Source organism: Kitasatospora sp. NPDC047058 (genome assembly GCF_040643935.1).
GTDB lineage: Bacteria > Actinomycetota > Actinomycetes > Streptomycetales > Streptomycetaceae > Kitasatospora.
The window spans coordinates 1-9437 of the sequence record NZ_JBEYVJ010000286.1 but is presented as its reverse complement, the minus strand read 5'-3'; the positions used below and the strand labels follow the sequence as shown (position 1 = coordinate 9437).

The following is a 9437-nucleotide window of genomic DNA, read 5'->3' as shown; positions in this document are numbered from 1 at the left end:
CCGACGCCGGCGCCCCCGGGCGGCTCGTGCGCCCTGCCGTCGACGTACCGGTGGTCGTCAACGGGCTCGTTGGCGCAGCCGGCCAACGGCTGGACCTCGGTGAAGGACTTCACCGACGTGGTCGTCAACGGCAAGCACGTGGTCTACGCGTCGACCGTGAACGGGACGTCGTACGGCTCGATGATGTTCAGCCCGTTCACCAACTGGCCGGAGATGGCCTCGGCGGGCCAGAGCGGGATGAGCCAGGCCGCGGTGGCGCCCACGCTGTTCTACTTCGCGCCCAAGAACATCTGGGTGCTGGCGTACCAGTGGGGTGCGTGGCCGTTCGTCTACCGCACGTCGAGCGACCCCACCAAGCCCAACGGCTGGTCCGCGCCGCAGCCGCTGTTCACCGGCAGCATCCCGGGCTCCGGCACCGGCCCGATCGACCAGACCCTGATCGCCGACGACCAGAACATGTACCTGTTCTTCGCCGGTGACAACGGCAGCATCTACCGCGCGAGCATGCCCATCGGGAACTTCCCGGGCAGCTTCGGCTCCTCCTACACGACGGTCATGACCGACACGGCGAAGAACCTCTTCGAGGCACCGCAGGTCTACAAGGTCCAGGGCCAGAACCAGTACCTCATGATCGTCGAGGCTCGTGGTGCGAACGAGCAGCGCTACTTCCGCTCGTTCACGGCCTCCAGCCTGAACGGCTCCTGGACCCCGCAGGCCGCCACCGAGAGCAACCCCTTCGCCGGCAAGGCCAACAGCGGCGCCACCTGGACCAACGACATCAGCCACGGCGACCTGGTCCGCACCAACCCCGACCAGACCATGACCGTCGACCCCTGCAACCTGCAGTTCCTCTACCAGGGCAAGTCCCCCACCGCGACCGGCACCTACGACCAGCTGCCCTGGCGGCCGGGCCTCCTCACCCGCCAGCGCTGATCCGCCGCCACAGCACCGAGCACCGCCGCACCACCGCGAGCCGTGAGAACCGACCGCCGGTCGGAGCCCGGCTCCTTGGCCTCGCCACTTCGGCATCGGGAGTGGCGAGGCCCCGCGCGTTCTCCGCCCGCATCCTGCGACGAGGCCAGGGGCGGCCCCGGGGTGGCATCGCGGCCGACGATTCCGCGTCCTACAACGCGTCCTCGCCCCGACCAGAGCGAAGCGGCGCAACGAGCACACCGGCCGGCCCGTCATGCGCGCTCCGGCCCGCCTACGACCGCTGACCCTTCGCATCAGTCATCTCAGTACGGTCGCGTCGCACCGACGAAGTCGGTGTCCGGCCTGGAGGCGACCGGAGCGAGCTTGACGACGTCGCCGGTCTTGGGGGCGGTCACCATCCGCCCGTCGCCGGCATAGACGGCGACGTGGTAGATCCGGCTGTCGCCACCGTGGCTCCAGAAGAGCAGGTCGCCGGGGCGCAAGTCGGCCCGGGGGACCGGGTGGTGGGCGGTGGCGGAGTACTGTTCCGCGGCCGTGCGCGGCAGTTGCCGACTGGGCCAGTAGGCGTACTGCACGAGGGCGGAGCAGTCCCACCCCACCGTTGTGGCGGCTACGCATCCGCCCTCCGAGAAGCCGTTGTCGTCGCCGCAGGCGCCGGTGCTGGGACCGGCGGGACTGCCGCCGCCGTAGCTGTAGGGCACGCCGAGCTGGGTGGCGGCCCGGCGCAGCGCTTCCAGCCCGGCGCCGCTCCCGGTGATGTGCAGGTCGGCGGGGCCGTGGAAGCGCCCGAGGAACACCCAACCAACGGAAGAGGCTTCACACTTACCAGTTCTCACCGCGCCCGTCCGGCGAACCCGCAGATCGATCAGCCACTCGCACCGGTCATCCGAGCACGCTCGACCGCCCAAATCTCACACCGTTTTGGCTGGAAACATTCTGTCAAGTCCCCGTCAGGATTCCGCACGATGATTGCGTGTCAAAGGTGCACTCTGAAGACTCTTCCGGCTTGGCGCTCGGCGAGAACCGCGCCGACGAGCACGGGCCGCTCATCACCATATCGAGCGAGTCCGTACAAGCAGCGGACCGTTTCGCCTGGTACTCCGATCAGGTCCGGAAGTACATTTTCCCCGTCACGATGTCATCCACTTACACTGCGGACTTTTCGTGCGAGGTGTCAGCACTCCAGCTCGGCCCGATACAGGTCGCGCACTTCACGTTTCCCCCGTTGCAGGCAGCGCGTACCGCGCGGCATATACGACACATCGATCCCGAAAGCTACCATTTGGGATGGGTACGCCGCGGAGATATGGGGGTCACCCAAAAACGCAGCAATGGATTCATCGACACGGACGACATGGTCCTCCTCGACACGTCCCACCCCATGGAAGCCGACGTTCAGGATGATTATGCGAGGGCTGAAGTAACTATACTCCGCATCCAAAGAAACGCCTTCTCCCTGCCATCAGCGCAGGCCGACCGCCTCCTCGCACACCGACTCGCCCCTGGCGGGGTGAGCGGTTCCCTGCTGCGCCAGCACCTGGACGCGCTCGTCGCCCGTGCCTCCGGGCTCGGGCCGGCGGAAGTCCACCGCCTGGGCAACATCACCGCCGACCTCCTCGCCTGCTTCGTCGCCGACCGACTCGACCGGACAGAGCTCGTACCGCTCGAAGCCCGCACCACAGTGCTGCGCACACAGATCAACGCCTTCATCAACCGCCACCTCGGTGACCCCGAACTCCGGCCGGCAACCATCGCCGCCCATCACCACATGTCCCTGCGGTCCCTCCACTCCCTGTTCCGGCAAGAACCGGCCACAGTCGCAGCGGCGATCCGGCGCCTGCGCCTGGAACGCTGCCGGGCCGACCTCGCCGACCCCGGATTGCGTGACCAGCCGATCGCCGTCCTGGCAGCCCGCTGGGGGCTGCTCCTGCCGGCCGAGTTCAGCCGGGCATTCAAGGCCGCCTACGGAATGACTCCGCGTGAGTACCGCGCCGAGGCAAACCGCCTTCGATCTGCACGGGATCACAACCCACTGCGCACGCGCCCACAAGCTGATCAATCGGGACGACGACACGATGAAGGCCCCGCCCCAGCCGCCAACTGACCACCGGGCCCAAGGGAAGCGCCATGTGTCACCCGGCTCGTGAACGGCATCGGCTCGGGCATCACCCCTCGTGGAGAGGCAATCCGTTGAAACTGGCACTTCGAAGCACCACCACGGCCACGGCACTCGCGATGGCCGTGGGTCTCGGCATCAGTGGGGTGGCCGCGGCCGCACCCGCGCCCGCACCCGCGTCCGTGTCGGCGCTGAGGTGTGACGCGCCGCAGTACTTCTCGACCCAGTGGAACGCGGGTGGGTCCATCAGGTGCACCGGTGGCGCGTTCGTGGCAAGGGCCGTCTGCTTCAAGCCGGGATACGGCAACTACACCCACTACGGAAACCGAGTGGAGAGCGGGGGGACCTCGACAGTCTGGTGCGACACCAACGCGACCGTCCAGGTGATCACCGGGCTCGCCTCCTGACGCACGACCGCTGACCGGGTGACTGGCCCAAAGCCTCGCCCAGTCCGGAGACACCGGGGCCAGTCACCGCAGCAGCGGTTTCGTCCCCGGCACGGCCGCCGAACGCCCTGCCGGCGCTTGGCGGCCGTTCACGCACGCCCTGTTCCTTCTCGTCGCACCCCCCGGCGTGAACTCCACCCCGCCGTACCCCGGTTTGCCGACCTGGACGGCTGGCCCAAGACCGCCATCGCCGACCCGGGCAACACTATCGCCGTCACTTTCACCCCAGGACGGCGATGCGATCGTCGTCTGGCTGGACTGATTCCGGAGGAACACTCGAACTGCCCCAGCTCACCTCGAAGGCTCCGGTCGCTACTGCCCTTGAATGCGCCTCGGCGGCCCTACTGGAGCAAGCAGTCCAGGCCAGGCCGGCTTGGACCAGGCAACCGTCGGTCAGGTGCGTGCGTCCTGGTGCTCTTGAGACGGGTCCGGACGGTCGGGCACACGCGAGTACCGCCCCTATCGAAGCCACCGTTACGCTCACGGTGATCAACAGGAGCAGGACGACGGAGGGTGCACGCATGGATCTCACCGGGAAGACCGTGGTGGTCACCGGGGCCGGGCGCGGCTTCGGGAGGGCGTTTGCGTTGCGCGCGGGCCGGATGGGCGCGCGCGCGTTCGTTTCCGCTCGCACGCTGGCTGCCGCGCAAAAGGTCGCCGACGAGGTGGCGGCCGACAGCGGTGCGCAAGTGGATGCGTTCGCCTGTGATCTGGCCGACGCGGCCACCATACGTGGCTTCGCGGAGGGAGTCGCCACTCACGCCGCCCAGGTGGACGTGCTGGTCAACAATGGTGCCCGGTACCTGACGGGCCCTGACCTGTGGGACGCCGACGACGCAGCGATCGCGGACACCGTCGCTTCCGGAGCCACCGGCACCCTGTTGACGGTCAAGCACTTCCTGCCCCTGCTGCGCGCTTCCGAAGGCGCAGACGTGGTCAACCTGGTCTCCTCAGCGGCGGAAGCCCGCAACCACCGGTCTCAGGCACACCCTGCGTTCTACGCGGCCAAGGCCGCTCAGGCCGGATTCGCCGACGTCCTCTCTCACCGGCTGCGCCCCGAGGGCATCCGCGTCATCTCGCTCTACCCGCCGGACTTCACGGACGGCGACCCGCTCCACTCCACCTGGGACCACGCCTCCCGGACCGCGGACGACCCGCTGACCGCCCAATCCGTCCTCGACTGCGTCCTCTTCGCGATCGGCCAACCGCGGGACTGCTTCATCCGCTCCTTCCACTTCGAGCAGCTGTAGACCCCGGCACACGGTCGGCTCACCAGGCGGCCCCGACGTCCCGGACGGGGACCTCTGTCCGCCTGTTGCGTGAGCCCTATGCTCACGGATGACAGAGCCGGGTGGAAAGTTGAGGGGCGGGGATGAGTCTGGCACCTCGCGGCCAGTCGAGGAGAACGCTTTCCGAGGTGGAGGTTCGGTCCTTTGAGCGCAAGTACGGGGTGACCCTCCCCGAGGACTACCGAGCGTTCCTGACAACCGTCGGCGACGGCGGCCCCGGTCCCCACCACGGCATTTGGGCACTGAGTCGGTCGTACGGCCCCGGGGACGAGGCCTGGTGGCCTGGATACCTTGCGACGCCGTTCCCGTTCACACGGGCCGTGGGCCCGGACGACCTCGACGACGACTACGACCAGGACGGGCTCGTTCCAGGCTCAATGATCATCTCGGACATGGGGTGCGGCGCGTTCGTCCGACTGGTGGTCACCGGAGCCGCCAGCGGTCAGGTCTGGTTCGACACCCTTGGGATGGACGACAGGCTGACCCCTGGGCCGGCCTTCGGGGACTGGTATCGAGCGTGGGCGACCGGCAAGCCCCAAGCCGGCACGATGTGAACGCACCGCTGCAGGCCCCATGGAGTCGTCGGAGGCAGATGAGGCTTCAGGGCAGGTCGAACAGCCCCGTCGGAGAATCGCCGGGCCCAAGACGCCTGAGGGACAATTCGCAAGGGGGAATGGCGGCGATCGGTCTCCAGTACCTGCAGGCGCCACCGCCGTAGCGGCGGCCCCTGCAGCGGCTTCTCCTGCGCGGCAGGCCCGGATGTGCCGTTCCGGGCCTGCCGCCGGTACGACTACCTGGGTTCTGCCGGGTTCAAGAACTCGCAGCCGAGCCAGCGCTGCAGCGCCGGCGGCACTGCGACGGTGCCGTCCGGCTGCTGGTGCTGTTCCAACAGGGCCGGCACCAGGCGGCTGGTGGCCAGCCCGGAGCCGTTGAGGGTGTGCAGGTAGCCGGGCTTTCCGGCCGCAGGGCGGTAGCGGATGTTGCCGCGCCGCGCCTGGTAGTCCCGGGCGTTCGACACCGAGCTCACTTCGACGTAGCCGTCGATGCTGGGCAGCCAGACCTCGACGTCGAAGGTCTTGGCCATCGAGGCGCTGGTGTCCTCGGCGGCCAGTCGGGTGATCCGGTGGTGCAGGCCCAGTGCCTCGACCAAGTCGGCTGCCTTGGTGAGGAGTTCCTCGTGGGCGACGTCGGAGGCGTCGGGGTGGGCGAAGTGGAACATCTCGACCTTGTTGAACTGGTGGCCGCGAAGGGTCCCACGGTCGGCGGCGCGGTAGCTGCCGGCCTCGCGCCGGTAGCAGGGCGAGTAGGCGACGTACCTGCGCGGCAGTTCGGCCTCCGGCAGGAGCTCGTCGCGGTGGAGGTTGACGAGGGCGGTCTCCGAGGTCGGCAGCAGGAACCGCTGCGGCCCGGCCGGCCCCTGCTCGAACGCGAAGACGTCCTCGGCGAACTTGGGGAACTGACCTGCGACGTAGCCCGCCTGATAGGTCAGCAGGTGGGGCGGCAGGATCAGCTCGTAGCCGTCCTGGACGTGGGTCTCGATGAAGAAGTTGAGCAGCGCCCATTCGAGGAGCGCGCCGTTGCCGCGGTAGATCCAGTTGCCGGTGCCGCCGAGCTTGGCGCCGCGCTCGTAGTCGATCAGCCCGAGCCGGCGGGCCAGGTCGACGTGGTTGTGCGGCTCGAAGTCGAAGGCCGGACGCGTGCCGTGCTCGCGGACGACCTGGTTCTGCTCCTTGCCGCCGGCCGGCACGTCCTCGTCGGGCAGGTTGGGCAGCTGGTCGAGGAACGTCTGGCGCTCGCTGCCCAGGGCTGCGAGCTGCTCCTCGAGTGCGGCAAGGTGGGTACCGAGTTCGGTTGCCTCGGTGCGCTTGGCGACGGCGGCCGGGTCCGCCGGGTCGAGCCGCGCGATCTCTCGAGAGATCCGCTTGCGCTCGGCGCGTAGCGCCTCGACCTCGGTCATGCCGTGCCGGTACTTCTCGTCCAGGGCGAGGAAGGCGGTGAGGTCGAGGTGAACGGCTCGCTTCGCCAGCGCGCGCTCGACGCGCTCGGGATGCTCGCGGATCACGGTGATGTCCAGCATTTCGGGTCCCATCGATCAGTCGGCGTGCGACGTGATCCCTTGGGGGCGTGGGCGAGAAGGGGACTCGCGGTGCCACCACGCCTTCGCCGTCACCCGGAGGTGGCCGGCCTCGACAGCTCGATGACGGGAGCGAACCGGCGGGGCATTGGGCCGCAACCGGCCGTTCCTCCCCGCACTCGGGAGGGGATTCACCCCAGGACGCGAGGCTGCCTTCCCAGCTGCCGACAGCTCTCTCGGCTCGCGTGCCCTGCGGCTACTCGTCTCCGTCAGCGCGTTGCCCAGAGGATAGGGTGCCCGGGCGCCGCGGGCAACGCAGAATCGCCGCCCGAGTCGCGCAGATCACCCTGAGTGACGTCGCGCCGGGTGCGGATCGCTGTCTTGCCGGCTCGGCAGCCCCCATGGCGTTGGTCCCCGGTGAGGCTGCCCGCCGAAGCCGATCAGCGCAGCGCGAAGCGATACGCGATGGCGGACGCCCTCTTCAGCGGCAGATCCAGTAGCTGTTGCGGGCCGAATGCCTGCATCGCTCGCCAGTAGAACGAGTCACTACGACGTCGCCCTCTTCATACGAGAGCCGGTCACCCGCTGCGACGAGCACCGGCTCGCCCAGCCCGACCTGGAAGTCGGAGTTCAACAGGAACTCGCTGATCAGCAGCATTCGCGGCACCGGGGTGACCCCGTCGAGGTTCACTCGCATGAGCCGATCATTACGGACGCCCCGCTGGCGCCGCGACGGGTTTTGGGGTTCAGACGGGCCCTGATGTCACGCCCACGGAATCACAAGCGGGTGATCAGGAGTGCGGCGACAAGCAGAGCCAAGGTGTTCAGAGCCTGATCGGCCAACGCCGGGCCAGCACGGCATGGCTGGCCACCGACCACGCAAAGCCGGCGACCCGGTCACGGGCAGCCGCAGCGGGATGAACAGCCGTACCAGCGCAAGTAGCGCGGCCATGACCAGGTGGTACCGACCGATATGGGCCGGGTAGCCATCCGACCCCGGCGCGGACTCCCCCCGGCAGACACGTCCTCCGCGCTCGGCGCCCCCTGTTCGCGCCCTGGTGGTCGCTCTGGCCAAGGCACTCGCAACACCGAGCACTTCCGAAACCGGATCACCGCCCTGGTGGCGGCGGGACCGCGCGCCTCCCGCAGAGCACGGCCCGATTGTCAGTCCCCCGTGGCACACTGCCCTGTTCGACCCGCAACCGCCCTACCAGTATGACGAGTTGGGACCATTCACCGGATCGTGTGGCATCTGTCGCGACACGCCGACGCGGCCCCGCGGGGCCGCCTACGGTGGGACAACCGCCCATGCACTCACGTACGACGAACGATCACCAGTTTGATCGCCGCACCGCCATGCCCTGAACCGGCCGCACTCCCCGCGCTGGTTCCCTCAGCCCCTGGAAGGAGACGTCCCGTGCCGCACACGCTGGTTGTGGGAGTCCACCTGGTCCTGATCGAGAACGGCCGGGTGCTGCTCGGACGGCGCGCCGACACCGCCTTCGCCGCCCGGCACTGGCACGCTCCGGCCGGCCACCTCGAAGCGGGAGAGTCCGTCCTGGCCGGCATGGCCCGCGAGGCCGACGAGGAACTCGGCATCACCGTCCGGGAGGAGGACCTCGACCTGGTGCACACCCTCCACCGCCTCGACGCCGACGACGGTGCCGGACGCCTCCAGCTGTTCCTCGCCCCCCGCGCGTACACCGGCACGATCACCAACCGCGAACCGGACAAGTGCGCCGCCCTCCGCTTCTGGCCGCTGGACCGGCTTCCGGAGCCGATCGTCGGCTACACCGCCGACGCGCTCGCCCAGATCATCGCCGGCCGCCCGCTGTCCGTCGTCGGGTGGCCGGCATGAGCGCCACGAGCCACCCGGAACTCCCGGGGCTCCCGGCCGCCTGGGCGTCCGCAGGGAGCGTGGAGACCCGGCTCGTGATCGTCCGGGGAAACTCGGCGTCGGGCAAGTCGTCGGTGGCGGCGGGCATCCGGGACCGGTTCGGGCGGGGCCTGGCCGTGGTCGCGCAGGACAACCTCCGCCGCATCGTGCTGCGCGAGCGGGACCGGCCCGGCGGCGCGAACATCGGCCTGATCGACACCGTGGCACGGTACGCACTGAACGCCGGCTACCACGTCGTCATCGAAGGCATCCTGTACGCCGATCGCTACGGCGGGATGCTCCGACGCCTGGTGGGCGACCATCGCGGCGTCACCCGTTGCTACTACCTCGACATCCCGTTCGACGAGACGCTGGTCCGGCATGCCTCGAAGGCCGATCACGCGCACCTGGCTGCCGTCACCGAGCGGGAACTGCGCGACTGGTACCGCGAGCGCGACGTCCTTCCCGGCGGCGTCGAGACCGTCGTCGGCAGCGACAGCACCCTCCGCGACACGGTCGACCGCATCATGCGCGAGACCGCGCTCTCGGAGTTGCCCCCGCGCGACACCTAGAAGCAGTCGCCCGACCTTCGCGTCCACGCTACTGCCCCTCCCCCTTCAACCAGGAGCCCCCTTGATGCACGAGACCAGGCCGGGGCCGAGGATCTCCCGGGCCGTCAGGATCTGTTCCTCGTCCACGTTGG

Annotated in this window: 10 protein-coding genes; 7 read left to right on the top strand and 3 right to left on the bottom strand. The window is 69.0% G+C overall.

The window, feature by feature from the left end:
• A partial coding sequence (locus tag ABZ885_RS29955; protein ID WP_360195299.1) for a non-reducing end alpha-L-arabinofuranosidase family hydrolase occupies positions 1-933 on the top strand: 933 nt, incomplete at its 5' end.
• Between the two features lie 302 nt (positions 934-1235).
• Here the strand turns inward: ABZ885_RS29955 and ABZ885_RS29950 are convergent.
• Complete coding sequence (locus ABZ885_RS29950; RefSeq protein WP_360195296.1) at positions 1236-1730, bottom strand: C40 family peptidase; 495 nt, start codon at positions 1728-1730, stop codon at positions 1236-1238.
• 176 nt (positions 1731-1906) lie between these two features.
• Between ABZ885_RS29950 and ABZ885_RS29945 the strand changes: the two genes are divergently transcribed.
• The 4 genes from ABZ885_RS29945 to ABZ885_RS29930 all read left to right on the top strand — a co-directional run bounded on the left by ABZ885_RS29945 (position 1907) and on the right by ABZ885_RS29930 (position 5338).
• Positions 1907-3037, top strand: a complete 1131-nt coding sequence (locus ABZ885_RS29945; protein ID WP_360195293.1) for a helix-turn-helix domain-containing protein — start codon at positions 1907-1909, stop codon at positions 3035-3037.
• 86 nt (positions 3038-3123) lie between these two features.
• On the top strand, positions 3124-3456 hold the full coding sequence (locus tag ABZ885_RS29940; RefSeq protein WP_360195290.1) for a hypothetical protein: 333 nt from the start codon (positions 3124-3126) through the stop codon (positions 3454-3456).
• Between the two features lie 560 nt (positions 3457-4016).
• Complete coding sequence (locus ABZ885_RS29935) at positions 4017-4745, top strand: SDR family oxidoreductase (RefSeq protein ID WP_360195288.1); 729 nt, start codon at positions 4017-4019, stop codon at positions 4743-4745.
• Between the two features lie 122 nt (positions 4746-4867).
• Positions 4868-5338, top strand: coding sequence for an SMI1/KNR4 family protein (locus tag ABZ885_RS29930; RefSeq protein ID WP_360195285.1), 471 nt, complete (start codon positions 4868-4870; stop codon positions 5336-5338).
• Between the two features lie 236 nt (positions 5339-5574).
• Here the strand turns inward: ABZ885_RS29930 and serS are convergent, their stop codons facing one another.
• Both serS and ABZ885_RS29920 read right to left on the bottom strand, forming a co-directional pair.
• Positions 5575-6861 (bottom strand): serine--tRNA ligase, encoded by a 1287-nt coding sequence (gene serS, locus ABZ885_RS29925; protein WP_360195283.1) that lies wholly within the window; start codon positions 6859-6861, stop codon positions 5575-5577.
• 478 nt (positions 6862-7339) lie between these two features.
• Positions 7340-7555, bottom strand: coding sequence for a hypothetical protein (locus ABZ885_RS29920; RefSeq protein WP_360195280.1), 216 nt, complete (start codon positions 7553-7555; stop codon positions 7340-7342).
• A 720-nt stretch (positions 7556-8275) separates the two neighbouring features.
• Here ABZ885_RS29920 and ABZ885_RS29915 point away from each other — a divergent pair.
• Both ABZ885_RS29915 and ABZ885_RS29910 read left to right on the top strand, forming a co-directional pair.
• On the top strand, positions 8276-8716 hold the full coding sequence (locus ABZ885_RS29915; protein WP_360195277.1) for an NUDIX domain-containing protein: 441 nt from the start codon (positions 8276-8278) through the stop codon (positions 8714-8716).
• Positions 8713-9306 carry an AAA family ATPase gene (locus tag ABZ885_RS29910; RefSeq protein WP_360195274.1) on the top strand — a complete coding sequence of 198 codons (594 nt, stop codon included), beginning with the start codon at positions 8713-8715 and terminating at the stop codon, positions 9304-9306. Before ABZ885_RS29915 ends, ABZ885_RS29910 begins: the two co-directional genes overlap by 4 nt.
• Positions 9307-9437 lie beyond the last annotated feature (131 nt).

Excerpts from the sequence above, each read along its gene's own strand:
- ABZ885_RS29935 (WP_360195288.1), top strand. The coding sequence starts at position 4,017 with ATGGATCTCACCGGGAAGACCGTGGTGGTCACCGGGGCCGGGCGCGGC.
- ABZ885_RS29930 (WP_360195285.1), top strand. The coding sequence starts at position 4,868 with ATGAGTCTGGCACCTCGCGGCCAGTCGAGGAGAACGCTTTCCGAGGTG.
- serS (WP_360195283.1), bottom strand. The coding sequence starts at position 6,861 with ATGCTGGACATCACCGTGATCCGCGAGCATCCCGAGCGCGTCGAGCGC.
- ABZ885_RS29920 (WP_360195280.1), bottom strand. The coding sequence starts at position 7,555 with ATGCGAGTGAACCTCGACGGGGTCACCCCGGTGCCGCGAATGCTGCTG.
- ABZ885_RS29910 (WP_360195274.1), top strand. The coding sequence starts at position 8,713 with ATGAGCGCCACGAGCCACCCGGAACTCCCGGGGCTCCCGGCCGCCTGG.